This window comes from Neorhizobium sp. 05N33 (assembly GCF_056397445.1).
In genome coordinates this window covers 589913-611546 of sequence record NZ_JBFTNK010000002.1, presented here as the reverse complement: position 1 = coordinate 611546, position 21634 = coordinate 589913, and the positions used below count along the sequence as shown (strand labels likewise).

Genomic DNA, 21634 nt, shown 5'->3' with positions numbered 1-21634 from the left:
AGACCTCACCTGATTTCTGTCATCGAAGAGACTTAAAGAGGTTTGGGGCAAAATTGAAGCTCAGGGATCGATGTTCATGAAAACCGCCTTGTTATGCGCCGTTCTCTTCGGCGCCTCGGCCTCCGTCAGTCTCTCGGCAGATTTTGCAGCGACCATGTTCGACCATCAGGTGGCCATCGCATCCGATGACGATGAGGAGAAACTGACGATCGACGGCAGGCAGGTCCATTCCAATCGCTTCCTGCTGATCGACAACGTCGGTCTGGTCGCGGGCGTACCGTTCGTCGTGGTGGTGAGTTCGGACGGCGGCAACGCCTGCCCGGGTTCGCCCCTGGTCGTCTCGTTTCCACCGGGCGGAGAGCCGCGCGTCGACGAGCCGATGGACGATTGCCGCGGTGCCGCTTCGATTGCGGCAGAGGGCGATCACCTTCTGCTTGCAACCGAAGCCATCCCCGGGCAGCCGAGCCTGCGCTGGACCTGGACACCCGGAAAAGGTTTCGCCGAGGCAGGCAAGGTCGCCTTCCAGCCGAATGCGACGATGGGCTGGGATGACATGAAAAAAGCGGGGCACCCTTCCGAGCTTCTCGGCATAGGTCCGATCGCCGATACGGCAAACGCCATGCTTGGCGAGCATCGACAGGAATTCGAGAACTCCATCACCGGACCCGGCAGCGGAGCGTTCAAGAACGGTTTTTATATCGGTGAAGCCTGCATGCCGCATATGTGCACCGAGGTCGAGGCGTTGGTCGCCGCCGATATTTCGGCGAGAAAGCTTTATCTCGCCTGGAAGCCGATGGGAAAGAAGATCATCCTGCGTCCGGCGGTCCGCAGATGGCCGGCACCGGCGCTTGCCGCTCTCAAGCAATGGTCGGCGAAATGGCCGTGATGATTTGATCCGCCGGTTCATCCGGCCGGTCAGCGCTGCAGCGCCGCCTTGACCGCGGCAATGTTGCTGGCATGAACCTCTTCGTAAGGCGAGAAATAAAGCACGGCGCCCGAGGCGATCTCTTCTGCGACGAGCGACTTCAGCGAGGGATCGATATCCTTGCCGGCGGCGATCGCGCCCGCCATACGGCGCAGATAGGCGCGGTTGGCGTCGATCAGGTCCGGCCCATAACCGCCCGCCGCGATACGCTCCGCATCGCCATGCGCCGGCAGGATTTTTGCGATCGGCCAGGAGGCCATCCGCGCGAGTTCGCCGATATGCGTACCGATCTCGGCCGCTTCCGAAATATAGGTGACGGTGTCTTCCAGCGTGTCGCCGGCGAACAGAAGCCGTTCTTGCGGCAGCCAGATCACGTTGCCGTCGGCGCTGTGGATGGCGAAATGATGCAGTTCGATCCGACGGCGGCCTACCGTCAGATCGAGCTGGCCATCGAATAGCGTCGTCGGCATGACGAGGGGTAAGATGGGTGGATTGGCGCTTTCGATCTTGTCGCGGTTTTCTTTCAGCCTCTCGGCCGTCAGCGTCAGCGCGATGATTTCGCAATCGGCAAAGATCGCGTTTCCAGCAATATGATCCTTGTGCCAGTGGCTGAGCACGGTGCGGATCTTCCTGACGCCGAGCCCTTCCAGATGGGTGCGGATCGCCTTGGCGTGACTGAGCGAGATATGGGTGTCATAGACCAGCGCCTCGCCTTGATCGACGATCGCATAGGACGCGACGCCCAGCGAATAGGCGCCGTCGTCCAGCCAGTTTGCGCTTTTCGCATGCAGCCGTTTGCCGGGCACCCGGCCATCGTAATAGGCGAAGATGCCGGGATAGGGCTCGAGAATTCGAAGGGTCGAAGTCATTTCACTCATGATCGCCATCATGCCACCAGCGGCGCTGCGACCGCCTTCAGTGCGTCGCGGGCCGCCTTCGGGTCGAGCCGCACCTGCAGTCCGCGTTGGCCGCCATTGATGAAGACATGCGGCTCGTCGAGCGCGGTGATCTCGATCGCGGTCGGCACCAGTTTCTTCTGGCCGAAGGGGCTGATGCCGCCGACATGATAACCGGTCGCCCGTTCCGCATCGGCGGGCTTCATCATGTTCGCCGACTTACCGCCGAATGCCGCTGCAAGCTTCTTCATCGAGACTTCACGGTCCGACGGCACCACGACGCAGACCGCTTTGCCGTCCACTTCCGCCATCAGCGTCTTCAGGACACGGCGCGGCTCCTCGCCGATCGCCTCCGCCGCCTGCATCCCGATCCGGTCCGCATTCGGATCGTAGTCATAGGTGACGGTGGCAAAGGCGATACCGGCCTTTTCGAGCATCTGGGTGGCGCGGGTTGTCTTGGACATGGCTCGAATCCTGGATTCAGATCTCGGAAAAGGCTTCTTCGTAAATCTCCGGCTTGAAGCCGACGATCAGCTTTCCCTCCGCTTCCAGCACCGGCCGTTTGATCATCGAAGGTTGGGCAAGCATCAGCGCGATCGCCTTCTCCCGGTTGAGGTTCGCCTTGTCCGTTTCGTCGAGCTTCTTGAACGTGGTGCCGGCGCGGTTGAGCACGATTTCCCAGCCGGCGCGGTCCGTCCAGGTATCGAGAAGCGCCCGGTCGATCCCTTCAGCCTTGTAATCGTGAAAAGTGTACGTGACGCCCTTGCGGTCGAGCCAGTCGCGCGCCTTCTTCATCGTGTCGCAGTTCTTGATGCCGTAGATCGTGATTGCCATCGAAGCCTCTTCATTTGGGCTCGACCGATACCAAGCACAACCCTCGCCACGCAAGTCATCCGGCGTGGTTAACGGTTGTTATGTGACAGTTGCATGGCTCCTCTGTTTCGTTGTGCATTGCACAAAAACAGCACAGACATCATATCTTAGCAGAACGAAAAGGAGAGTTTCACATGTCCGTACAGAAGAAGACCCGTGGCAGCGCCATTGGCCGCGCCTTTGCAGTTATGAGCGCCGCAATCTCGGTTTCGGCTGCCGTTGAAAACCATCGCCGTCCGAGCAACGTCGACCTGACCACCCTCGGCATCGATCCGAAGGCTTTCGATCGTCTCGGCTAATCCGTCTTTCCCGCCTTATCCGGCCGGGAGGGGGTGTCGTATCTCAGCCTAAAGTATATGTCTTTGCGAGATACCCGCGGCAACTGTCCGTTAACCATAGATATCCTATATTCCCCTAATATTCGGGAGATGTGGATTTGGTCGGACAGGTTGTCAGGGAAGAAGTGCCGTCTGAGCCCATGGCTGTCGACGGCGAGGCGTTGAAGCGATCCGTCGCCAAGCTTGCAAACGAGGCTTCCGCGCTTGGCCTTCATCTGGTTGATATCGCCGGCGCCATCCAGGATACGGCGACGCAATCCTCGGAACATGCGAAATTGCTTGGTCGCTTGACCCAGTCCGCTCAATCGATCGCGGACGCCAATGGCCATGTTGCCCGTTCCCTCCAGGAATCCGACAAGCTGACCGCGAACGCTCGCAAGGTGCTCGGCGAGCAGGCTGAGCAGCTTTCCGGCTCGATCACGGCAATCGATCACATGGTGCACGCTTCCCAGGAAATCGGCGCCGAGATCAAGCTGTTTTCCACGGCGCTCGGAGACGTTGGTCGTTTGGCGGACGCGATCGGCATGATCGCCCGGCAGACGAACCTCCTGGCGCTGAATGCCGCGATCGAAGCGGCCCGTGCGGGCGAAGCCGGCAAGGGTTTTGCCGTTGTCGCCGCGGAAGTGCGGGCGCTTTCGTTACAGACTTCCCAGACCACAAGTTCGATCCAGGTCACGCTCGATCAACTGAACAGCCGCATCGATCGGCTGGTGACGGCCGGCGAAGGCGCCAGCCAGTCGGCCGAGGGCGTCAAGACGACCGCGATGAAGGTCCAGGGCTCATTCAAGGGCGTCGAAGGCGTCATGACCCAGATCCTCGACAACGCGTCTTCGCTTGCCGGGACCACCGAGACCGTCGACCGGCAATGCGGCGAGTTCGCCTCTTCGATCGCTTCCGCCGCAAGCGCGATCCTGAAATCCAACGACCAGCTGCAGCAGACCTCTTCCCGCGTCGGCGAGGTGGTGACGATCTCCGAGCGGATGATCCAGACGACGGCGAGCGTCGGCATCGAGACGCCGGACAGCCCCCATATCCGCGCCGTGATGGCCTATGCCGCCGAGGTTTCGTCCGTCTTCGAGGCAGCCGTCAAATCCGGCCGCATCGACCTCGGCGCCCTGTTTGATCGGCAATACGCGGCGATCCCCGGCAGCGATCCCGTGCAATACATGACGCGCTTTACGGAGTTCACCGACGCCGTCCTGCCGCCGATCCAGGAACAAGCAGCCGAAAGCGACCCGCAGGTGGCATTCTGTGCGGCCATCGACGAAAACGGCTATCTGCCGACCCACAATCGAAAATTTTCGCAGCGCCAGCGTCCCGGCGACGTGAACTGGAATACCGCCAACTGCCGCAACCGGCGCATCTTTAACGACCGTGTCGGCCTGGCGGCTGGCCGCAACAAGGAACCTTTCCTGCTGCAGACCTACCGTCGAGATATGGGCGGCGGCCAATTCGTGTTGATGAAGGACATTTCCGCTCCAATCACCGTCAACGGGCGTCACTGGGGTGGGCTGCGCCTCGCGATCAAGGTCTGATATCGGCAGGTGGCGTTGCGTCATCCCGCGTAGGCAGCGTCCAGTTTGGCAATTTCGATCTTTTTCATCGAGAACATGGCCTGCATGACACGACTGGCCCGGGCGTTGTCGCTATCCGTCAGCATGGTCGCCATCCTGGCATAATTGACCTGCCAGACGAGGCCGAAACGATCCGTCAGCCATCCGCAGGGCTGCTGCTGGCCACCTTCGACGAGCTTGCCGTAATAATGGTCGATCTCATCCTGCGTCTCGCAATGGACAAGGAAGGAAACCGCGCCGTTGAACTTCGCCAAAGGTCCGCCGTTGATCGCGGCAAAGCTCTGGCCTTCGAGCTCGAAGCCCATCGCCATCACCGAACCCTTCAAGCCAGGGCCGGCGTCGCCAAAGCGCGAGACATCGGTGATCTTTGAATTGTCGAATATCGAGACGTAGAAATTGACCGCTTCTTCGGCGTCGTTCTCGAACCAGAGATGGGGCACGATTCTATGTTTCTGGATGACCATCATTCTCTCCTCAAATGGGTGACCGGCCACAGGACGCCCGCGCTCCCGTCGGCCCGACATGTTCACGAAATTCTTTTCCGTCAGATCGTCATGCGGAGCTGTTCTGGCCGCATCGGATAAGCAGGGGCATTCGGATCGAAACTCCATCTCCCGAATTCCTCGTGCCGGGTTTCGCCATAATGGCTGTAGACCAGCATGAATTCCCCGGCGATCCAGGCGTAGTTCCGCTCGATAGGCATGGGTTCAATTCGGCCGCAGCCATAGATCAGCGTCACATGCGGGGCGGCGTCCGCCATCCAGACATTCGGTAGGTTGTGTCGGGTGAGGGCATGACGCAGCATCTGCGCGAACTGGTTGACAATCGGATTGCCCTTGGCGCGATACAGGGCGAGGTGACGCCTGCCTCCAAACAGGCCGCTGCTGTCGAGCGTGATCGGTATAGGCCTTGCGTGGATGCCGGCCATGACCATCCTGGTTGCCTCGATAAGCGCCAGGGGCGGCTCATCGAACTCTTCCATGCAAAGCAGGCTCATATGAAGAAGATCGGCGGGATAGGCATCGCGAGTATTCTGGTTTGTCGCGTGAATCATGGCATCGCCATGCATGATGAGACCGAGGGGAGCGGAAGGCTTGAGCACGAACATCAGCTTGCTCTTCCGCCGTTCTGGCCGGTTGGGTAGCTGCCAGCTCTCGCCAAAGGGGAACGAGAGCTGGCTAGCGTGCTTGCGCAAGCTCATCTTGCTACCGTCATAGTAATGCGACCTCATGCCGTTGAATGATTTTTAGCGAGACTCCTTGGATGAGTAAAGAACAAATGCGGAACAATTGCAATCATGGTTAATTTGCGAGCCGCTCCGGCACCGGCTTTAGCGGATAAGCCTGCCAGAAGAAGCTGTCGGCCGCCGCCTGGTCCTCCTCAAGTTCAGCGGGTTTTCGACGCGCGTTCGGCGGCGCGCTGGGTGAGCGCCCTGTCGCCGGTCTCGTCCGTCGCAATCATGGTCAGGGCGGAAATTTTCCAGCTGCCGTTAACCTTGGCGAGCTCGTAGCGGTAACTGCCGATCAGCACCCAGAGATCAGTTCCGATGCGATGGGTCGCCTGGAAATCGGCCTCGGCGGTCGCCTTCTCGCCTTGTAAGCCCGTGATCGTATGATTGGTCACGAGATGCAGCGTCTCGTCGAAACCCGGCAGGAAACCGGACCATTGCCGGATCACCTCATCGGCCGGTTGAGCAATCGGCTTGCCGCCCCAGAGGCTCGTATAGTCAAGCGTCACCTCGTCGGCGAAGGCGCGACGTACCCGATCCCATTGATGCCGGTCGGCGCCTGCGGCGATATCGGTGATCGTGTCGATGATCGCCGCACGGTCCTCGGGATTGGTCTGCCGGATCGCATTGACGCGGGTGAAATGCGCTGCCGCGGCGTCCGCCGCAATCGTCACCGGCTCCGATCGGTCGTAGAAGTCGAACTGACTGATACCGTCGAGCCAGAGTTCCGACTTTTCGCCCGGCAGCAGCGCGTAAAACGCATGCGCACCCTGCGGCACGGCAGCTCCCTCCGAATGAACGATCAAGGTCGGCTTGTCGAGCTTTGCCCCAAGCGAAACGGAATCGTAGGTCAGCCACGGCTCCCAGGAGGCGAGGTTGAAGCGGTTGTCATATTGCGGGATAAGGCCGCGATTGGCCTCCGTGTAATAGGGGACCCGATACATGAGCGAGGCCTTGTCGGTCGTGCTGGCGGCGGTGACGATCCTTGGTTCATCCCGGCGCTCGGAGGCCACCGCCTCGCGTGACGTGGCGATCAGCTTGGAAACGCCGTCCGGCCCGCCATAGACCTGCTCGACGATCTGTCGGTTGTGCAGCCATGGTGCGACCAATGCGACGGCAGCGAAATTGCCATTGTCCGTCGCCGCCGCTGCCATGTATCCGGCCGACGCGCAGATGCCGAGCCCGTTGATGTTGGTCGCATCCACTTCCGGCAGTGTCGCCATGAATGCGGCCGCGGCAGCGATGTCGCCGGTCTTTTCGGCCGGATCCTCCTTGAAGCGGATTTCACCGCCCGACTGTCCCCAGCCGCGATGATCGAAGGCGAGTGCGGCAAAACCGCGGTCCGCCATTTCGCGGGCATAGAGGCCGGACATCTGCTCCTTGATGGAAGTCCAGGCGCCGCTAACCACCACGCCTGGACGTTTCTCGCCGGCTCTGTAGTCCGGTGGCAGATAGAGCGTGCCAGCGAGCGCCGCGCCCTGGTTCTCGAAGGAAACGCTGCGGGTCTGGATATCCTCCGCGAGGGCAGCGGAGGTCATCATCGCGACGCAGAAGGTTGAAAAAGCAGCGGCTTTCATGGCGTTCTCCCATCTTGGTTACAATGACGGGAATTTGGCAGTTACGCAGAAGCGGCACAGGCGCAGATCTTGGCGTTCGCTATGCGATTATTGCTTCAATCGACCCTGAAGGCAGCGGGCGTCGTGCCCGTGTGGCGACGGAAATGCTGGCCGAACCGCGAGACATCCTCATAACCGACCCGGGCCGCAACGGAGGCGATCGGCAGCCGCGTGGTCTTCAGAAGCAGCTTGGTGAGTTCCATCCGCTCATGGATGACGTATTGAAGTGGCGATTTGCCGATGGCCCTGGTAAATGCCCGCGCGAAATGAAAACGGCTCATCGCCGCTTCGGCTGCCATGTCTTCCAGTGACAGATCGGCCGAAAGGTTTTCGTGGATGTAGGCAAGCGCGCGGTGCAGCCGCCTGTCGTCGATTCCGACAAGCTTCGGCCGGGCAGGAGCCAGGATCTGGGCGAGGTGCGCCGCCAGCGCCAATTGCATCGTTTCACGGTAGAGCGCCGACGCATGGCCGGCAATTGACACTGTTTGGTGTGCAAGCTGCGCCAGCAGCGGGTCGAAAGTGCCGATAACCGGCCTGAAATCCGAATGACGTTCGAAGCCCACATCGGCGAGCAGGTTTTCGGGCACCTCAAGTCTCAGGAAAGACAGCGCCTCGTCATATTCGCAAATACCCGCCGCACCCGCCGGCAGGATCCAGCCTTCGACGGCTTTCAGAGGCACATGCTGCCGTTTGTCAGAGCCGACGGCGATCCGGTGGCGGTCCTGATCGACGAGAAAAAGCCCGAGCGCCAGGCGCGATATCGCAAAGCTTCCCCCGCCGGCAGGCGTATGCAGCCTCTCTGCCGTCAGTCGCGCTTTTCCGGCCAATGCTTGCGATCCGCTCATGGGGAAAATTTAAGGAGCGGTCGGGGAACTTCAACCGGCAGTTCTGCGAGAACTTCGCCCCTGCAGGCAAGAAACGGGTTGAATCCTTGGGCATAAGGCACGATTTTAAGGTCAATCGCAATGCGGAGGTTTCCTCATGACAATGCATCAATACCTGATTTTTGAAACTGCCGGCGGCTTCTGCGGCATCGCCTGGAATGATGTCGGCATCACTCGGTTCCAGCTCCCGACCAAAAGCGCGGAGTCGACCGAAAAGCTGCTGCGGCGCCGGCTGCCGGAGGCCGAGCCGGGCACGCCTCCGGCCGAGGTGCTCGAAGCTGTCGACGCCGTGAAGCGGTATTTTGCCGGCGAGGAAGTCGATTTCTCGAAGGTCAGGCTGGATCTCGATGGTCAGGACGACTTCTTCAAGCAGATCTATGCCGCCGCCCGCCGGATCGGCTGGGGGCATACGACGACCTATGGCGCAATTGCCAAGCAGCTTGGCGCCGGTCCCGAGGCCGCTCGCGACGTCGGCCAGGCAATGGCGAAAAACCCGGTGGCTCTGATCATTCCGTGCCACCGCGTGCTTGCCGCCGGCGGCAAGATCGGCGGTTTCTCGGCTCCTGGCGGCTCGACTTCGAAATCCCGCATGCTGGAGCTCGAGGGTGTACGCCTGACACCGCCGGAACCGGCGCAGCAATCGATGGGGTTCTGAAACATCCTTTCCCGACCATCTATCAGGGCGGGTATAAAAACGACGCATGGATTTGCGATTGTAATATTCCTGCGAATTTGATCTGCTAGGAGATGGTCAGAGGGTAGGGGATGGCCATGTCCAGGATCGTCAAGGCGAATGCGTGGTGCAACAACGAAGTCGGCTATCTGGCTTGGCGGACTGACGGGATCATCAAGGATTGTCTCGGGTTCATGATAACCCGGATCCACTTCGATCTTGCCGGCAATGAAGTTGCAAGGCGTGTCCTGCCTGCATGGGTCGCTTTCGACACGCAGTCCAATCCGAAGGGCGAGGAGCAGGATACCAGCGTCTGGCCCATCCAGAAATTTTCCTGGCGCGATCTTACGCTTCGCCGCAGCCGCAACGAGACGGTGCTGCGGGAAGGGGAGTTCAAGGTCCGCTACGAGGTCGTACCGGTAGGCTTGGCCGGTCCGGGGCGCTTGTCTGTGCCGCCTTCGGCGACGGCGCCCTTTCTCGACGATGCCGGAAAGCCTCGCTACAAAGGTGACCCGATCCCCCTCTTCTTCTGCGGGGAGCCCGTTTTGACCGATGAACTGCTGGTGACCGGCCGCTTTGGCAAGGCCACGGTGGCGTTCAACAACGGCATCCTGTCGACCCAGAATCTGAGGAAGCAATTGAAGACCCCCGATGGCAAGACGCCATCGAAGAGCGAGGTTCTCAGGCGCATCGCCGACAGACGCGATCCCTTGCGATGGTTCCTGGGCGGCGATGCGCTGAAGACGGTCAAAGGTTTCTTCGATCTGGCGGAAAAGCTGGACGCGGATGTCTATCTGGCGCTCTACGAACTCCACGACGAGGAACTGATCGACCTCATCGATACCCACCATGCCCGTATCCACCTGATCCTTTCGACCGCCGGCAAGTCGAAAGACGGCAAGACCTGGGACACGACCAACGAGGCTGCGCGCGACAGATTGCGGGCCAAGCTTGGAGACCGTTTGCAGAACCGGATGTTCAACAACAGCAAACATATCGGCCACAACAAGTTCGGCGTGCTGGTCTCCAAGACGGGCGAGCCCATGGCCGTGCTGACTGGCAGCACCAACTGGACGTCGACCGGTCTTTGCGGCCAGACGAACAATGCGGTGATGATCGAAGACATGAAGCTCGCCGAGGTCTATCTCGGCTATTGGCAGCGCCTTCTGGCCGACGTGATTCCCGAGCCGGCTCCGCTGAGCAAACCGAACAATGTCGATCAGGGGCCCCAGCTGCGTGCGGATGGAGCGACCCCGCATCCTCTCGATATTGCTTCGGTGGCCCCGTCGGCGAAGGCGATAGCCTGGTTCTCGCCCAACATGTCCAAGGTCAGCGTTCCGCGCCAGAATCCGGCGACACCTCCGGACATGCAGGAGGTCTTCGACCTGATGCGCGGCGCCAAACAAGCTTTGCTGTTCCTGAGCTTCTATCCGGCCCAGCAAGGCCGCAACAGCATCATCGGCGAGGCGGTCAAGATCGCCGCCGAAAAACCCGACCTGCTCGTGCTTGGAGCCATCAGCGCGCCACAGGCGATGCCCAATTACGAAATTCCGATCCGGGAAGACGATGCCGACGAGGAAGACGGGGCTACCAAGGCGCCGGCGCCTTCCATCTATCAATTAAAGGGTGCACCCCGCGTGATGATGGTGAGGGCGAGCGCCATCCGCGACCTGATCGGGGATTTCCAGCGCGAATTGCTGACGGCGGGGACTGCGATCATACACGACAAGATCGTGGTGATCGATCCACTGTCGCAGACCGATTGCGTCGTGATCACCGGCAGTCACAATCTCGGTTTCAAGGCGTCCTATGCCAATGACGAGAACATGCTGATCATCAAGGGCGCGCCGCAGCTCGCGGCCGCCTATGCGGTGCATGTCCTCGACGTCCAGGACCATTACCGTTACCGGGCCGTCCTCGAGGAGCAGCGCAGAAAGGCGCTGCTGACCGGTGCCACTCCACCGAAAGCCTCGACCGGGCATGGTTTTCTCCACACTGACGACGGCTGGCAAGAGCCTTATTTCGATGGGCGCAAGGGCGACGAGCTACGCTATTTTGCCCGCTGACGCGTGATCCCGGTGCCCCCTGGGCAGAGGCAAGAAACGTGAACGCCTCAATGCGTCAGGAATTTGTAAGCGACATAAGCGACGATCAGCACCGCCGCGACCGCCATTGCGATCAGGCCCAGCCGCTTCTCGATGAAATGGCGAATGTCCTCGCCGTAACGGCGCAGCAGCCAGGCGAGCAGGAAAAAGCGGGCGCCGCGGGTGACGATCGCCGAGACGACGAACAGGCCGAGATTGATATGTGCCACCCCGGACAGGATCGTCACCACCTTGATCGGCGGCAGATGCGCGAAGCCCGACGTCACCAGCATCAGCACCACGGCTTCATACGTGATGCCGGCCTTGAGCTCGTTGAAGGTGTCGAGCTTGCCCCAGAACTGAAGGATCGGTTCGGCAAGCGCATCGAAGGCGAAATAACCGATGCCCCAGCCGGCAATGCCGCCGAGCACGGAAAAAACCGTGGCGATCAGTGCATAGCGCCAGGCACGCTCCGGCCGGGCAAGCGCCATCGGCAGGAACAGCACGTCGGCCGGCACCAGGAAGACGGAGCTTTCGACGAAGGCGATGATAGCAAGCCATACCGCCGCGGATTTGCGGGCGCTGAGCGCCATCGTCCAGTTATAGAGGCTGCGAAGCATAAATCAGGCGTCCTGTACGTTTTGGTAACCGGCAGCGTGTGCCGCCTTTATGAATTTGCGAACGAAGGTAACAAATTTCTCGCACCTTCCGCCACCATCAGGCCGGGCTCGTCATAGACGTCCTTCGACAGTGCAGCAACAAGCGCCTTCAGCGCCTCGCGACCTCGGGGAATGTTGGGATTGTGTTGGATCTAATCCGTCACGGAGCGGAACTCCACTGCCGACGCATCATGACGTTGGAATAGCGAGGTCATCGCCTTGATCACGAGCGCCTTGTTGCGCTGGGGACGATCATCGGAGACGCGATCCGGTGGCCGAGTGACCGCAAACGGCCCGGATGACGGATAGCCGGGCTGAGCCGGTTGCAGTCGCGGGTAGCGCTGGAGGAAATGGTCGTTGATCATGCCGGCCACCTTGCATTCAGGCATGGGCGGCCATCTTGTGAAGCGGGGATGACGCAACTCGATATGCAGCCAGCGTGTTGGCGCCGGATCGCTCAAGTCTTTCGTCACCCCCGCTCAGATCATCCTGCGTTGCTCGGCACCGGCGTATTGAGCAGCTGCTGCTCCCAGAGATATGCGATGCCGCTGCCGCTCATGTGCGAGATGAGCACTTCGGTCAGCTCTTCGACGTGTTCGGTGCGAGCCCAGTCACGCTGCCATTCGCCAGCCAGAGCCATCCAGGTCATCATGTTGACGCCGGCCGCAATCATCCGCTGTATGGCGACCTGGTGAGACTCGGTTGAACTTCCGCCCGATGCGTCGGTAATTACGGTCACGTCCCAGCCTTCGCCGGATGCCTGAATCGCGGGCATCGCTACGCAAACTTCGGTCCATAGGCCTGCGATGATCAATTGCTTGCGGCCGGTCGCCTTGACCAGGTCCACCACTTTCTCGTCCTCCCAGGTATTCACCCAGGTCCGGTCGATCACTTCCTGCCCTGGGAAGACGTCAGTGATTTGCTTGAAAAGCTTGCCACCGCGATCCGCGATCACGCTGGTGAGGATCGTCGGAACATTGAAAGCCCTTGCCAGCTTTGCCAGCGCGGTCACATTGTTGACGACAGCCTGCGGGTCGTGGCTATTCAGATTGGTGAGCTGGTAGGGCTGGTGGTCGATCAGAACGAGTACTGAATCTTCGGGACGAAGAAGCGAAGCAAGGCCATTACGAAAGGTCATTGTTACATCCTTTGCTGCCGTGTGAGCGGCATTGGTTTTTCAGAGACATGTGCCAGGGGCACGTTGCCCGCAAGGACTATTGCCGTTCCTATCCAAGTTGCGGTAGTCCCCTTTGGCGGTAAGCTGTGTCGCGAAATAAGGAACGCTGATTTGGACATTGAAGAGCTGCAGACCTTCGTAGAAGTTGCTGATGCTGGAGGCGTTTCCGCGGCTGCGCTCCGGCTCGGCGTCTCCAAGTCGATCGTCAGTCGTCGGCTAATCCGGCTTGAAGCGGAACTTGGCGTCCAGTTGCTTGCACGAACGACCCGGGGCGCCGCTCTCACGGAAGCCGGCGCCACTTTCCGAGACTATGCAGCCAGAGTTTGCGCCGAGATCGACGTTGCCAAGGAAACAATCCTGCCCGCCGGTGACCTTCGCGGCCGCTTGCGAGTTGCCGTGCCGCTTTCCTTCGGACCGACCCACTTCGCTCCCATCCTTGCGGAAATGGCGCGACGCCACCCCCGGCTCCAAATCCACACCTGCTACAGTGATCGCTTCGTCGATCTCATCACGGAGGGATACGATTGCGCGATACGAGTTGGCTATCTCCAGGACTCCAACCTGGTCGCAAGGCGCGTCGGACCGATCTATGGGAAGCTCGTCGCGAGCCCGGACTATATCAAGGCGCATGGGGCGCCCGAAACGCCGGAGGAACTTGTCGCTCACGAGGCCCTCATGCAGGGCACCGAAGCCTGGCAACTCATGGATGGCGACAAGATCGTCACGGTTCGTCCGCAAGGTCGCTTCAAGGCCGACAACGGCATAGCTCTCGTTGCCGCCGCGACAGCGGGACTCGGCATCGCTTACCTGCCCGATTACCTTACCCATGAATATATAGCTTCCGGTGCGCTCATGCCGGTCATGACGCGTCATCCACCACCCCCGGCCGGTGCATATGTCATCCGCCCGCCAGGTCAGCATCCCGCACGGAAGATACGGGTCCTCACCGAATTGCTGATTGAGTATTGCGAACCGGCTCCGCACCTCGCAGGACCTGCCCCTGTCTGAGTGGCGCCGCGGGCCGATCACCTTGCTCACATTGTAACGAGAGCCATCCTGACAAACCCTCCGAGCAACGACGTCAAGAAAGCGACGCGTTGAATCAGGTCCGCATCTGACGGTCGATGGTCGCCCTCGTTGATCGGCGCTCCACTCGTGCGGCGAGGCCATCAAGAATCAGCTTCAGCCCTTCTTCGAAAGCGGCTTCGTGATCTATCTGCGGAACCCCGATCAAATCGTCCGCAGTTGCGCCGAGACTGGCCTCGGCCTGTTCCTCGAGCACGCTTCCGACGGTGAAGCGGCTGGACGCGAGCATCGCCATCTGAGCGTCCCGCTCGGGCAAACCGGACGCGACCAGGAAGGCCATCTTGTGCGCGATCCGATCGATGTCCGCCACACCGGGGCGGCTGCCCGCGTGGAGCTTTGCGCCATCGCGGCGCATCAGCAGCGTTCGCCGGAAACTGCGCGTGTTGTCGAGGAACCAATCACGCCAATCGTCGGCTGGCCTTGGAAGCGTAGCGGTCGCGTGGGGCGCCATCGCAGTCTCGGCCATGGCGGCGAGCAGTTCCTCCTTCTTGCGAAAATGCCAGTACAGCGACGGTTGTTCGACGCCGAGCCGCTTCGCGAGTTGTCTCGTGCTGATGCCCTCAAGACCAACCTCATCGAGCAGATCGAGCGCTTCGGCAATTACGGTTTCACGAGTTAGCTTAGCCATCTTGACAATCTATCGCCGATAGGGAATTTCGTAAATCAGCCTATCACTGATAGATTCGAGTTGCGCACATGAAAATTGAAACTGAAAATCGCTCCCTCAAGATTCTTGTCTGCGGTGGAGGGATTGCGGGTCCGGCCTTGGCCTATTGGCTCACCCGAAGCGGCCATCAAGTTGTCGTAGTCGAGCGGTTCTCAAACCTCAGGGCCACGGGTGCGCAGGTGGATCTGCGCGGTCAAGGCATCGAGGCCGCCAAGCGCATGGGGCTTATCGGCGCCATCCGGAGCAAGCTTGTCGATGAGGCTGGCGTCTCGTTCGTCGACTCCCATGGTCATGCCAAGGCGACGATTCTGGCCAACACATCCGGTCGCGGCGCGCAATCGCTCACGTCCGAATACGAGATCATGCGCGGCGATGTCGTGCGCATTCTCCGTGACGTGACCAGGGATGACGTTGAATACGTCTTCGGCAAGACCGTGGAGCGGTTCGAGCAGGACGACGAGAAGGTTTTAGCTCACTTCTCCGACGGCACCTCTGACACCTTCGATCTGCTGGTCGGAGCGGATGGTCAGGGATCGCGCATTCGCAAGGGTATCCTGCCGCCGGATGCAGCCGACCCTTACCTGCGAATGGGCATCCACATGGCCTATTGGTTCATCCCACGCACACCGGCCGACGACGGCAACATCCGCAATACATACCTCGCTCCTGGCGGCCGGATGATCATGCGGCGGAGCCATAATCCGACGGAAACGCAAGTCTACTTCGTGCTCAGGGAAAGCTCCGAAGAAGCATCGGCCATTCACAGGGCGCCGTTGGATCAGCAAAAGCAATTCTGGATAGAGCGGTTCCGGGACGCCGGCTGGCAGACCGATCGATTCATCCAGGGCATGATGACGACGCCCAATTTCTACTCTCAGGAAGTGGTGCAGGTCCGCACAGACACCTGGTGCAAGGGTCGCGTGGTTCTCGTTGGCGATGCCGCACATTGTGCGTCCCCGTTCAGCGGCATGGGCGTATCCGGCAGCCTGGTCGGAGCTTATGTCTTGGCGGGTGAGATCAATCGCAATACGGGAGATCTCGCGCGAGCCTTTGCGCTCTACGACAAAACGCTACGGCCCTTCGTCAACGAAATCCAGAACGTAAACCCATCGTTCCTGCGCCTGGGGATGCCCAAGACGCGATTTGGGATAAACGTCTTTCTTTCCGTGACGGCCTTGGCCGCACTGTTCCGCATCCCGGACCTGGTCGCCAGATTTTCGTCGGAAGACAGGGACGGCAGCTGGCTTCTGCCCGAATATACGGAGCTGCATCCGGCCCATCAAACTGCGCTACCGGGTTAGGTGAGAACTCAGGATGCAGGCCGTGATTGCGCCACACCGGAAGGAGTTTCCTTTCGAAGATCGATCGCCTCCGGGCCCAGCGGTCGTGCCGCCTAAGCCAGTCGATATAGTCAGGAACGGCCTGCTCGACGTCGAATATCGGCTTGAAGCCCCTGTCTTTCTGAAGCCGAGCAATGCCGAGAGAGTGGTCCGGGCGGCGATCGGGATTCCGGCCAGCCGGACGTGCGATGTCTGCGCCGGTAATGGCTTTGCTGATGGCTCCTCCGCGGAAGCGATCAGATTAGGCTCTGGCCGCCGTCGATATGCAGCGTTTGGCCCGTCGTGAACTCGCTCTCCATGGCGTAGACATAGGCCAGCGCCACATCGGCTGGTTTCGCGATCCGTCCGACCGGGAGCCGCGTCGCCATGCTCTCGAAAAGGCTGGATTTATTCTCGCCGGCCAGTTCGGTGAACATGGGTGTATCGACCCAGCCCGGCGACACCACGTTGACCCTTGTCGGCGCCAGTTCCAGCGACAGCGCATGCGCGAAATAGCTGAACGACCCGGCGATGGCCGCCACGACCGATCCGCCGGGAACCGGCGGCTTGTCCTTGTTGATGCCCGACGTGTAGGTCATCGATCCGCCCTTCTTCAAGGTGCGGACTGCGTACTTGGCCACCAGGACCGCGCCCACCAGCTTGTTGTCGATGAAGCCGCGAACGACATTTAAGTCGGTGTCCCCGATGGGGTAGCCGGGCGGGGGCGTTCCTGCCGTCGAGACAAGATGATCAAGGCCGCCGATTCCTGCGAACAGGCGAGCGATCTCTGCCTCCTGGGTCATGTCGGCTGCGAAGGTGCTGACTTTGCCGGCTGCCGCAAGCGCCCGTTCGGCTGCTTGCAGCTTCTCCAGCGACCGGCCGACAATCATCACTTCGGCGCCTCTGTCCAGAGCGGCGGTCGCAACGCCGAGACCGATGCCGGAGCTGCCGCCGATGACGAGAATTCTCTTGCCCATAAGCGTCGCCATGGGTTCCTCCATATCTGAAGTGGTGCTGTGAAGTCGGGCGCGACGAGGGCGTCGCTAACCCTGGTAGGCGCGTTCGAGATCCGCGATGATGATCTTCTTCATCTTGTACATGGCCTGCATCACCCGCTCCGCCTTGTCCTTATCCACGTCGGCGATCATCTTCAGCAGGATGGCGGGTGTGACCTGCCAGAAAACGCCGAACTTGTCCGTCAGCCATCCGCAGGGCTGCTCCTTGCCGCCGTCTGCGATCAGAGCATTCCAGTAGTAGTCGGTTTCTTCCTGATCGCCTGTTTCGACGAGGAACGAGAACGCCTCGTTATACGGCACGCGCGAGTTGGCATTCAGCGCGGCGATCTGCAGGCCGCCGAGCTCGAACCGCACCACCGACAGTTCCGGGTTGGGCAGTTCGGTGCGTGCAAGGAGCCTGGAGTCCTTGAACACGGATCGATAGAATTCCATGGCCTCTTCTGCCTGGCCATTGAACCAGAGATGGGGGTAGATGTTCATGATCATTGTCCCTCGATGATGGCTGGCGAAGCGGTCGGCGGGCTATGGCTGCCGCAGGACGACGGTTCCGTCCCAGTCGCGCTCGAAGCCGATGTCTTCAAGGCTGTGATCCGAAAAGCGGCCGAGACGCCGCATGTCGGTTCGATGCCGGATCACCAGAACCTGGCGCGTGGCCAGATCGCGGGCGGCACCGATCAAAGCGGCGATCGCATTGATTGGCCGATGCCCGCGTTCCCTTGCTGCCGATCCATGAAAAATATCAAATGATGCGTGAGTAACACTCATGGTCTTAATCCTCTTCAGTGGCGCTTCTCAGCTTGGTCGCCGTCGCCTTTGCGTTATTGACAAGAAGGAGTTTGCTTCTTTCCCTGCTGGACGACAAACGACTAATAGTGCATAATTTGTGATCAACGCTCACAGGTCATCATGCCAAGAAAGCTCCCCCCGTTGACCGCTCTGCCCGCCCTCGAGGCGGCGGCTCGCCATCTGAGTTTCACCAAGGCCGCGGAGGAACTCTTCGTGACCCACGGCGCCATCAGCCGGGCGATCAAGAACCTGGAACAGCAACTCGACGTAACGCTGTTCGATCGGGGGACGCGTTCGGTCCGGCTGACGGCGATCGGAGAGCCCTATGCGCGCGCGGTGCGCGAAGCGCTCGATCAACTGGCAGCGGCCACGAGCATTGCGACGACGCGCCGCTCCGACACGACATTGACTGTGAGCACGTCGGGCGGCTTTGCGGGCAAATGGCTCGTGCCGCGCCTCTATCGCTTTCATCGGGCACACAGCGAGATCGACGTGCGTGTCTCGACAACAGGCACGCTGACCAATTTTTCAGGCGATGGGATCGATATCGCCATTCGTTATGGCGGAGGCGACTATTCAGGACTGACGAGCGAATTCCTGGCCGGCGAAGATGTGTCGCCGGTTTGCAGTCCACGACTCATGGCGGGCAAGCACCCGTTGCGGACACCCGAGGATCTCAAATATCATACCCTTATTCGCGACGGCTATCCGATCGATTGGGCGGCCTGGCTTGAGAGCGCAGGCGTGACGGGCCTAGACCCAAACGGGGGGCTGACCTTCGATTCCTACACCTTCGCGATCGAGGCGGCGGTTCAGGGCGAAGGCGTCGCGCTTGGCCGGACCATGCTTGTGGAAGGCGACCTCGCAGCGGGGCGGCTGGTCCGCCCGTTCGAACATGCGTTGAAGGCCCAATCCAGTTTTTATCTCGTTTACCCTCCCGATGCGATCCGGCAGCGCAAGGTGAAGGCGTTTCGGGACTGGCTTTTTTCCGAGATGGGTGAAGACGGATAGCCTGTAACTAGTCCGGCCCGCATCGTTCTCGATCCGTCGCGGCTTGCCCCGCCAAAAGCGGAGCGTACGCTGCGAGCCTGCGGGATACGAACTCCGTGAAGAGCCGCACGCGCTTGGTCTTGCGTGTCTCCCCGTGTGTGAGAAGCCAGAGCGTTCCGTACATGTGCAGGTCGGTACCCGGCACCCTCACCAGGTGGGGGTCGGCATCTCCGACGAAGCACGGCAGCGTCGTGATCCCGAGCCCTTGCCGCACAGCAGCGATCTGCGCCTCGGCGTCCGTGACCCTGAAGGGAACCCCCGTGGTGCGAACCTCACCCGCGCTGGCCCAATCCGGAATTCCATGAATGCTTATGACGATCCACCGGATGGGATCAGGTGCGCCCGCACCCCATGCGGCTAGCCGATCGCGGGACATGTAGACGCCGCCAAACAGATCCGGTCCCTTCAGGCCGTGAAGATTGACCGGCAGGGTTTTGCGGTCGTAGACGACGCGGATCGCCACGTCGGCCTCTCGGTTGGTCAGATTTGCGAGCTCGCCGGACGACAAGATGTCCATCTCGATGTCCGGATGCAGACGCGCGAAATCGGCGAAGTCCGGCATCAGCAGGTGTGTCGCGAGGGTCGGGGCCAGCGTCACCCGCAGAAGCCCGCGCACGCTCTGGTCGCGCCCGAAGACGCGCGTCTCCAGCTGGTGCGACGACGCTTCCATCTGGTTGGCGAGTTCGAGGACTTCTTCGCCCGCAGCCGTCAGGCGGTAGCCGGAGGGCAACTTTTCGAACATCTGCGCCCCGAGGCGTTCCTCGAGCTGTGCGATGCGTCGCAGCACGGTCGAGTGATACACCCCGAGGCCCTCGGCGGCAGCCCGCACCGAGCCTCCGCGCGCCACGGCAAGAAAGTAGCGAATGTCATCCCAGTCGATCATGGTGCAATCCCGCACCGCACCGCGCGGTGCGCCTTCCCAAGCCCGTATCCAACGCGTCGTACAGCAGTACGGGCGGTCATCATAGCTTATGTGGGCATGTGCGGCCTGATTTCAAACGGCGGACACCGATCGTTGAGGTTGGCGTCAGTCGTCCGGCCGGATTGATTTTGCACCACCGATGTGCGCGCTTCCGCACTCAACGCCTGACTCCGTCGGACCTATCTGGAGGTTCTCGGGGCATCCCCGAACGACCAAAGGCAGAGCCTAGAAGGAGAAGTCATGGGAAAGCTTGAAGGTAAGATTGCAGTCATCACCGGTGGATCGAGCGGCATGGCGCTGGCAAGCGCCAAGCGGTTCGTTGAAGAAGGCGCCTATGTTTTCATCACGGGCCGGAGACAGGAAGTGCTGGACGAGGCCGTCAAGCTGATCGGCCGGAACGTGACCGGCGTGCGCGGCGACGTGTCCAATCTCGACGACCTCGACCGCCTGTTCGATACAGTCAAACGGGAAAAGGGCAAGATCGACGTCCTGTACGCGAGCGCTGGCACGGGCGAAGCCGTCCCCCTGGGCGAGATTACCGAGCAGCATTTCGATGCGACCTTCAACCTGAATACGCGGGGCACGCTGTTTACGGTTCAGAAGGCGCTGCCGCTGTTCAACGATGGCGGATCGATCTTCATGACCGGGTCAGTTGCTTCGCTGAAGGGTTTTCCTGGCTACAGCGTGTATGCGGCGAGCAAGGCGGCGCTGCACGCGTTCGCACGCGGCTGGCTCAACGAACTCAAGGGCAGGAATATCCGGGTGAACGTGCTGCACCCGGGGCCGATCGCCACGCCGATGCAGGACCAGGTTCTCACCGCCGAGGCGAAGCAAATGTTCGAATCCTTGATCCCACGGGGAACGATGGGTCGTCCTGAGGAAATTGCGGCGGCCGCGCTGTTCCTTGCTTCAGACGATTCGAGCTTCGTGAATGGGTTGGAGTTGTCAGTCGACGGCGGCTTCTCGGCCATCTGAATTCGTGCCGGATCGCGGGAGGCGGCTGATCGGCGGGAACTAGCGTGTCCATGGTGAAATGACTTCCGCGTTGAACGGTCGGTCCGACCGCTAGGAAGTCGTTCACGACGGGACGTCTACGCAAAGGTCGGCGCACGGCAACCCGGCGTCGTTGAGGGCGGGGAATCAATATCAACGCAGGAGAAACATTATGAGCTACGCAATTATAGGATTCGGTGCCGTAGGCCAGGCTCTCGCCCGTGCCTTCGCTCGTAGAAATATCGAGGTGGCCGTCGCGAGCCGCCGTCCGCCCGAGGCGTTGGCGCCGCAGGCTCGGGCGATTGGCTCCACGGTCGTCGCCAAGCCGCTGCGGGATGCGCTCGAGGCCGACACAATCATCCTGGCGGTCCCGTTCGGGGAGCATCGCGAGGTTGCGAAGGTCCTGCCGAGCTGGGAAGGCAAGACAATCATCGACGCGACGAATGCGTTTGGAGTTCCCCCTGAAGAGCTGGACGGCCTCCCGTCCTCCGCCTTCGTCGCGAAGTCGTTCACCGGCGCCAGGTTCGTGAAAGGTTTCAATCACTTGGTTGCGGCCACCCTGGCTGCCGATCCGATCGTCGAGGGCGGGCACCGGGTCGTCTTTCTGTCGAGCGACGACCAGGGCGCGATCGCTCCCGTGGCGGATTTGGCCAAACAGCTCGGGTTCGCACCCGTCAAGCTCGGAAAGCTCAACGAGGGTGGCGCGCTGGTGCACGCACGCGGCCGCACTTGGGGCCAACTCATCTTCCAGGATTTGTTCAAGAAGGAGCAGTAATCGATCTGCGACCGTGTGATCGACGCCGAGAACTGGTCGCGCGCCAACGTCTTCGGACAGCGCGCGACCGAATATCTGAAGGCCACACGAAGG

Annotated in this window: 25 protein-coding genes; 11 read left to right on the top strand and 14 right to left on the bottom strand. The window is 60.8% G+C overall.

Translation table 11 applies throughout. The features are described 5' to 3' along the window. The first annotated feature begins 76 nt into the window (after nucleotides 1–76). Nucleotides 77–886 carry a hypothetical protein gene (locus AC1DLT_RS07365; protein WP_477486322.1) on the top strand — a complete coding sequence of 270 codons (810 nt, stop codon included), beginning with the start codon at nucleotides 77–79 and terminating at the stop codon, nucleotides 884–886. Nucleotides 887–915: 29 nt separating this feature from the next. Here the strand turns inward: AC1DLT_RS07365 and AC1DLT_RS07360 are convergent, their stop codons facing one another. From AC1DLT_RS07360 to AC1DLT_RS07350, 3 genes are read right to left on the bottom strand one after another with little or no spacing between them, the layout of a single operon-like run. Next, nucleotides 916–1803 carry an MBL fold metallo-hydrolase gene (locus tag AC1DLT_RS07360; protein ID WP_477486321.1) on the bottom strand — a complete coding sequence of 296 codons (888 nt, stop codon included), beginning with the start codon at nucleotides 1801–1803 and terminating at the stop codon, nucleotides 916–918. A gap of 8 nt (nucleotides 1804–1811) precedes the next feature. Beyond that, on the bottom strand, nucleotides 1812–2285 hold the full coding sequence (gene ybaK, locus AC1DLT_RS07355; protein ID WP_038548349.1) for a Cys-tRNA(Pro) deacylase: 474 nt from the start codon (nucleotides 2283–2285) through the stop codon (nucleotides 1812–1814). A gap of 16 nt (nucleotides 2286–2301) precedes the next feature. Continuing rightward, complete coding sequence (locus AC1DLT_RS07350; RefSeq protein ID WP_477486320.1) at nucleotides 2302–2655, bottom strand: ArsC family reductase; 354 nt, start codon at nucleotides 2653–2655, stop codon at nucleotides 2302–2304. Nucleotides 2656–2828: 173 nt separating this feature from the next. Here AC1DLT_RS07350 and AC1DLT_RS07345 point away from each other — a divergent pair, with 173 nt between their 5' ends. Together AC1DLT_RS07345 and AC1DLT_RS07340 are read left to right on the top strand one after the other, a co-directional pair. Continuing rightward, entirely contained in the window at nucleotides 2829–2993 is a 165-nt protein-coding gene (locus tag AC1DLT_RS07345) for a hypothetical protein (protein WP_173426764.1), read from the top strand. A gap of 179 nt (nucleotides 2994–3172) precedes the next feature. Further along, the gene (locus tag AC1DLT_RS07340) at nucleotides 3173–4567 is read left to right on the top strand and encodes a methyl-accepting chemotaxis protein (protein WP_477486494.1); all 1395 of its coding nucleotides are present in this window, start codon (nucleotides 3173–3175) and stop codon (nucleotides 4565–4567) included. Nucleotides 4568–4587: 20 nt separating this feature from the next. On the opposite strand, the gene AC1DLT_RS07335 is transcribed toward AC1DLT_RS07340, so the two are convergent. The 4 genes from AC1DLT_RS07335 to AC1DLT_RS07320 form a co-directional block, all read right to left on the bottom strand. Further along, nucleotides 4588–5070 (bottom strand): VOC family protein, encoded by a 483-nt coding sequence (locus AC1DLT_RS07335; protein ID WP_477486319.1) that lies wholly within the window; start codon nucleotides 5068–5070, stop codon nucleotides 4588–4590. An 80-nt stretch (nucleotides 5071–5150) separates the two neighbouring features. Then, complete coding sequence (locus tag AC1DLT_RS07330; protein WP_477486318.1) at nucleotides 5151–5807, bottom strand: 2'-5' RNA ligase family protein; 657 nt, start codon at nucleotides 5805–5807, stop codon at nucleotides 5151–5153. 185 nt (nucleotides 5808–5992) lie between these two features. Continuing rightward, on the bottom strand, nucleotides 5993–7411 hold the full coding sequence (locus AC1DLT_RS07325; protein ID WP_477486317.1) for a nuclear transport factor 2 family protein: 1419 nt from the start codon (nucleotides 7409–7411) through the stop codon (nucleotides 5993–5995). A 95-nt stretch (nucleotides 7412–7506) separates the two neighbouring features. Beyond that, nucleotides 7507–8295 (bottom strand): helix-turn-helix domain-containing protein, encoded by a 789-nt coding sequence (locus AC1DLT_RS07320; protein WP_477486316.1) that lies wholly within the window; start codon nucleotides 8293–8295, stop codon nucleotides 7507–7509. A 136-nt stretch (nucleotides 8296–8431) separates the two neighbouring features. On the opposite strand from AC1DLT_RS07320, the gene AC1DLT_RS07315 reads away from it, so the two are divergent. Together AC1DLT_RS07315 and AC1DLT_RS07310 are read left to right on the top strand one after the other, a co-directional pair. Next, nucleotides 8432–8989, top strand: a complete 558-nt coding sequence (locus tag AC1DLT_RS07315; protein ID WP_477486315.1) for a methylated-DNA--[protein]-cysteine S-methyltransferase — start codon at nucleotides 8432–8434, stop codon at nucleotides 8987–8989. A gap of 116 nt (nucleotides 8990–9105) precedes the next feature. Then, entirely contained in the window at nucleotides 9106–11073 is a 1968-nt protein-coding gene (locus tag AC1DLT_RS07310; protein WP_477486314.1) for a phospholipase D-like domain-containing protein, read from the top strand. A gap of 47 nt (nucleotides 11074–11120) precedes the next feature. Here the strand turns inward: AC1DLT_RS07310 and AC1DLT_RS07305 are convergent, their stop codons facing one another. The 3 genes from AC1DLT_RS07305 to AC1DLT_RS07295 all read right to left on the bottom strand — a co-directional run bounded on the left by AC1DLT_RS07305 (nucleotide 11121) and on the right by AC1DLT_RS07295 (nucleotide 12888). Beyond that, nucleotides 11121–11711, bottom strand: coding sequence for a YqaA family protein (locus AC1DLT_RS07305; protein WP_477483890.1), 591 nt, complete (start codon nucleotides 11709–11711; stop codon nucleotides 11121–11123). Nucleotides 11712–11902: 191 nt separating this feature from the next. Next, a complete protein-coding gene (locus AC1DLT_RS07300; protein WP_477486313.1) occupies nucleotides 11903–12139 on the bottom strand; it encodes a hypothetical protein in 237 nt (78 codons plus the stop codon). A gap of 95 nt (nucleotides 12140–12234) precedes the next feature. Next, a complete protein-coding gene (locus AC1DLT_RS07295; RefSeq protein ID WP_477486312.1) occupies nucleotides 12235–12888 on the bottom strand; it encodes a hydrolase in 654 nt (217 codons plus the stop codon). A 150-nt stretch (nucleotides 12889–13038) separates the two neighbouring features. Here AC1DLT_RS07295 and AC1DLT_RS07290 point away from each other — a divergent pair, with 150 nt between their 5' ends. Next, the gene (locus AC1DLT_RS07290) at nucleotides 13039–13935 is read left to right on the top strand and encodes a LysR family transcriptional regulator (RefSeq protein ID WP_477486311.1); all 897 of its coding nucleotides are present in this window, start codon (nucleotides 13039–13041) and stop codon (nucleotides 13933–13935) included. Between the two features lie 94 nt (nucleotides 13936–14029). Here the strand turns inward: AC1DLT_RS07290 and AC1DLT_RS07285 are convergent, their stop codons facing one another. Further along, nucleotides 14030–14641 (bottom strand): TetR/AcrR family transcriptional regulator C-terminal domain-containing protein, encoded by a 612-nt coding sequence (locus tag AC1DLT_RS07285; RefSeq protein WP_038548372.1) that lies wholly within the window; start codon nucleotides 14639–14641, stop codon nucleotides 14030–14032. A 68-nt stretch (nucleotides 14642–14709) separates the two neighbouring features. Between AC1DLT_RS07285 and AC1DLT_RS07280 the strand changes: the two genes are divergently transcribed. After that, nucleotides 14710–15981 carry an FAD-dependent monooxygenase gene (locus AC1DLT_RS07280; protein ID WP_477486310.1) on the top strand — a complete coding sequence of 424 codons (1272 nt, stop codon included), beginning with the start codon at nucleotides 14710–14712 and terminating at the stop codon, nucleotides 15979–15981. 275 nt (nucleotides 15982–16256) lie between these two features. Here the strand turns inward: AC1DLT_RS07280 and AC1DLT_RS07275 are convergent, their stop codons facing one another. Beyond that, on the bottom strand, nucleotides 16257–16988 hold the full coding sequence (locus AC1DLT_RS07275; RefSeq protein ID WP_477486309.1) for an SDR family oxidoreductase: 732 nt from the start codon (nucleotides 16986–16988) through the stop codon (nucleotides 16257–16259). A 54-nt stretch (nucleotides 16989–17042) separates the two neighbouring features. Continuing rightward, nucleotides 17043–17495 carry a VOC family protein gene (locus AC1DLT_RS07270; RefSeq protein ID WP_477486308.1) on the bottom strand — a complete coding sequence of 151 codons (453 nt, stop codon included), beginning with the start codon at nucleotides 17493–17495 and terminating at the stop codon, nucleotides 17043–17045. A 15-nt stretch (nucleotides 17496–17510) separates the two neighbouring features. Here AC1DLT_RS07270 and AC1DLT_RS07265 point away from each other — a divergent pair, with 15 nt between their 5' ends. Beyond that, nucleotides 17511–17762 (top strand): hypothetical protein, encoded by a 252-nt coding sequence (locus AC1DLT_RS07265; protein WP_477486307.1) that lies wholly within the window; start codon nucleotides 17511–17513, stop codon nucleotides 17760–17762. Between the two features lie 159 nt (nucleotides 17763–17921). Continuing rightward, nucleotides 17922–18812 carry a transcriptional regulator GcvA gene (locus AC1DLT_RS07260; RefSeq protein ID WP_477486306.1) on the top strand — a complete coding sequence of 297 codons (891 nt, stop codon included), beginning with the start codon at nucleotides 17922–17924 and terminating at the stop codon, nucleotides 18810–18812. A gap of 7 nt (nucleotides 18813–18819) precedes the next feature. On the opposite strand, the gene AC1DLT_RS07255 is transcribed toward AC1DLT_RS07260, so the two are convergent. After that, the gene (locus tag AC1DLT_RS07255; protein ID WP_477486305.1) at nucleotides 18820–19734 is read right to left on the bottom strand and encodes a LysR family transcriptional regulator; all 915 of its coding nucleotides are present in this window, start codon (nucleotides 19732–19734) and stop codon (nucleotides 18820–18822) included. A 279-nt stretch (nucleotides 19735–20013) separates the two neighbouring features. Here AC1DLT_RS07255 and AC1DLT_RS07250 point away from each other — a divergent pair, with 279 nt between their 5' ends. Together AC1DLT_RS07250 and AC1DLT_RS07245 are read left to right on the top strand one after the other, a co-directional pair. Continuing rightward, nucleotides 20014–20748, top strand: coding sequence for an SDR family NAD(P)-dependent oxidoreductase (locus AC1DLT_RS07250; protein WP_477486304.1), 735 nt, complete (start codon nucleotides 20014–20016; stop codon nucleotides 20746–20748). A 190-nt stretch (nucleotides 20749–20938) separates the two neighbouring features. Then, nucleotides 20939–21541 (top strand): NADPH-dependent F420 reductase, encoded by a 603-nt coding sequence (locus AC1DLT_RS07245; protein WP_477486303.1) that lies wholly within the window; start codon nucleotides 20939–20941, stop codon nucleotides 21539–21541. The last annotated feature ends 93 nt before the right edge of the window (nucleotides 21542–21634 follow it).

Coding starts and splice junctions, on each gene's coding strand:
- AC1DLT_RS07365 (WP_477486322.1), top strand. CDS start 77: ATGAAAACCGCCTTGTTATGCGCCGTTCTCTTCGGCGCCTCGGCCTCC.
- AC1DLT_RS07360 (WP_477486321.1), bottom strand. CDS start 1,803: ATGAGTGAAATGACTTCGACCCTTCGAATTCTCGAGCCCTATCCCGGC.
- ybaK (WP_038548349.1), bottom strand. CDS start 2,285: ATGTCCAAGACAACCCGCGCCACCCAGATGCTCGAAAAGGCCGGTATC.
- AC1DLT_RS07350 (WP_477486320.1), bottom strand. CDS start 2,655: ATGGCAATCACGATCTACGGCATCAAGAACTGCGACACGATGAAGAAG.
- AC1DLT_RS07345 (WP_173426764.1), top strand. CDS start 2,829: ATGTCCGTACAGAAGAAGACCCGTGGCAGCGCCATTGGCCGCGCCTTT.
- AC1DLT_RS07340 (WP_477486494.1), top strand. CDS start 3,173: ATGGCTGTCGACGGCGAGGCGTTGAAGCGATCCGTCGCCAAGCTTGCA.
- AC1DLT_RS07335 (WP_477486319.1), bottom strand. CDS start 5,070: ATGGTCATCCAGAAACATAGAATCGTGCCCCATCTCTGGTTCGAGAAC.
- AC1DLT_RS07330 (WP_477486318.1), bottom strand. CDS start 5,807: ATGAGCTTGCGCAAGCACGCTAGCCAGCTCTCGTTCCCCTTTGGCGAG.
- AC1DLT_RS07325 (WP_477486317.1), bottom strand. CDS start 7,411: ATGAAAGCCGCTGCTTTTTCAACCTTCTGCGTCGCGATGATGACCTCC.
- AC1DLT_RS07320 (WP_477486316.1), bottom strand. CDS start 8,295: ATGAGCGGATCGCAAGCATTGGCCGGAAAAGCGCGACTGACGGCAGAG.
- AC1DLT_RS07315 (WP_477486315.1), top strand. CDS start 8,432: ATGACAATGCATCAATACCTGATTTTTGAAACTGCCGGCGGCTTCTGC.
- AC1DLT_RS07310 (WP_477486314.1), top strand. CDS start 9,106: ATGTCCAGGATCGTCAAGGCGAATGCGTGGTGCAACAACGAAGTCGGC.
- AC1DLT_RS07305 (WP_477483890.1), bottom strand. CDS start 11,711: ATGCTTCGCAGCCTCTATAACTGGACGATGGCGCTCAGCGCCCGCAAA.
- AC1DLT_RS07300 (WP_477486313.1), bottom strand. CDS start 12,139: ATGCCTGAATGCAAGGTGGCCGGCATGATCAACGACCATTTCCTCCAG.
- AC1DLT_RS07295 (WP_477486312.1), bottom strand. CDS start 12,888: ATGACCTTTCGTAATGGCCTTGCTTCGCTTCTTCGTCCCGAAGATTCA.
- AC1DLT_RS07285 (WP_038548372.1), bottom strand. CDS start 14,641: ATGGCTAAGCTAACTCGTGAAACCGTAATTGCCGAAGCGCTCGATCTG.
- AC1DLT_RS07280 (WP_477486310.1), top strand. CDS start 14,710: ATGAAAATTGAAACTGAAAATCGCTCCCTCAAGATTCTTGTCTGCGGT.
- AC1DLT_RS07275 (WP_477486309.1), bottom strand. CDS start 16,988: ATGGCGACGCTTATGGGCAAGAGAATTCTCGTCATCGGCGGCAGCTCC.
- AC1DLT_RS07270 (WP_477486308.1), bottom strand. CDS start 17,495: ATGAACATCTACCCCCATCTCTGGTTCAATGGCCAGGCAGAAGAGGCC.
- AC1DLT_RS07265 (WP_477486307.1), top strand. CDS start 17,511: ATGATGGCTGGCGAAGCGGTCGGCGGGCTATGGCTGCCGCAGGACGAC.
- AC1DLT_RS07260 (WP_477486306.1), top strand. CDS start 17,922: ATGCCAAGAAAGCTCCCCCCGTTGACCGCTCTGCCCGCCCTCGAGGCG.
- AC1DLT_RS07255 (WP_477486305.1), bottom strand. CDS start 19,734: ATGATCGACTGGGATGACATTCGCTACTTTCTTGCCGTGGCGCGCGGA.
- AC1DLT_RS07250 (WP_477486304.1), top strand. CDS start 20,014: ATGGGAAAGCTTGAAGGTAAGATTGCAGTCATCACCGGTGGATCGAGC.
- AC1DLT_RS07245 (WP_477486303.1), top strand. CDS start 20,939: ATGAGCTACGCAATTATAGGATTCGGTGCCGTAGGCCAGGCTCTCGCC.